General features: G+C 35.0%; 1 protein-coding gene and 1 pseudogene. Both read right to left on the reverse strand.

Annotation, left to right across the window (positions count from 1 at the left end):
- Positions 1-39: 39 nt before the first annotated feature.
- A complete protein-coding gene (locus tag CD138_RS12525) occupies positions 40-450 on the reverse strand; it encodes a YomQ N-terminal domain-containing protein (RefSeq protein WP_096559823.1) in 411 nt (136 codons plus the stop codon).
- Positions 451-462: 12 nt separating this feature from the next.
- Positions 463-955, reverse strand: a pseudogene (locus CD138_RS14350) (BppU family phage baseplate upper protein); the annotation flags it as partial.

Below are 955 nucleotides of genomic sequence, written 5' to 3' on the forward strand. Positions count from 1 at the left end.
TAAAAATATTTGATGTTGTTAAAACTTGGGAATTTCATATTATTTAACCTCCTTAATTTCTGCAAACGCAAGCATCATTTGAGCTTGCTGTTCTTCTAACATTTTGATTCTATTTTCTTTTTCTGCATTATCAAGTAATGTTTGCGCTAACATTTTCTGTGTTTCTTTAAGTTGATGTGTACTTTCAACGACTGCTACTTGTGTTTCTGCTATCATCATTTCTTGAAGGCTAAGCTCAATCTCCTCGTTTTCGGGCAAACTCTTTTCAAACTCTTCCCTCGTAGAACCAACCCATTCGTTTTTATCTGAGTTAAAATAAAAGGGGCTATAAATCCCCTCTGGTGGTGCTATATCAGTCCAATCCGACTCAGGATACTGATACTCTCCTTCAACATCTCTAAAAACTAAATAAGGTGTGCCGTCGTATAAATAAACTTGTTTAAAATCCATAGTTAACCTCCTTTATAGTGGTATCACAGTATTAATCGGATACCAGTCTGTAGATTTCATTTCAGAAATAGCGAAAGATGCGCGTTCCATCTTTATTTCCCCATTACTCAATACAACCCATCTCGCAGTTGTTGCTACGCCGTTTTTAATTGAAGAATTTTGAGTGAATGAACATGTTGACGTTATTAATTTGGAAATGTTTCCTGGCAATGTAGCGATGACGGTATCATTTGTTGTGATGTTCGAAACTGCTCCTTTTAACTTTAATGTTATATCACCATTGTTATTTACAAGTTTGTAATACGGTATATATGTGCCTCCGTATGATTGAACTCCATTAATGAGGTTCAAAGGTAACCAACCTGTATCTGTTTGTCTATTGTTTATTTGTTCCCAGTCAGACCAAGTATTGTAAAAACGTTTTAACCATATTTGTGTAGAATTGTAAGGTTGAAAGATGATACGTTTTACAATTTCTTCTCTTCGTTCAACTATCGCAAATCCG

Source organism: Staphylococcus intermedius NCTC 11048, from assembly GCF_002902385.1.
Classification (GTDB): Bacteria; Bacillota; Bacilli; order Staphylococcales; family Staphylococcaceae; genus Staphylococcus; species Staphylococcus intermedius.